The organism is Vibrio sp. YT-19(2023) (assembly GCF_033337395.1).
In genome coordinates, this window is record NZ_JAWOQN010001065.1 from 1 (window position 1) to 532 (window position 532).

The window sequence follows — 532 nt, forward strand, 5'->3', positions numbered from 1 at the left end:
TGATCAAGTCTTGATACTTCTCCAGATGTGTTTGCTGTCCGTACAACAGGAAATCACGCAGTGCCGAGAGAGCATTAGCTAGAGAAGTGTAACTGTCCGCGTAGACTTTAAATAAACGCTTACGCTCACCGCCCATTTCATTGCCTGACTCTTCATTAACTAGGCTTTGAATTTGGTCGAGCGCGACTTCAGCAATGGGTGCAGCTTCGTTAATAAACAGATTATGCGCTGGCAGATTTTCCGCGCTGTGGCTCAACTCAATAAGCTGAGAAAGTGACACTTTCATCGCTTCCCATTGCTGATGAATCGACTGGAAATCTGACTCCGAAATCAGAGCTTGTAAGGTTGGCAATGCATCGTCCGTTGATGCCATGATACTTTGCACTTCCTGACTCAAACGCAAACCTTCGGCTTCATCACTTCCCAATAACATGTACGCTCGGATTGAAGACAACGAAGCTTGAACCGATTGCTGGATTCCACGACTGGTATCAACAGTCGGCAAATCGGAACTAAATAATGATGATGCATG

General features: G+C 45.7%; 1 pseudogene. It reads right to left on the reverse strand.

Features of this window, described 5'->3' with window-relative positions:
- Positions 1–532: pseudogene (locus R7E78_RS30065) on the reverse strand (MCP four helix bundle domain-containing protein); the annotation flags it as partial.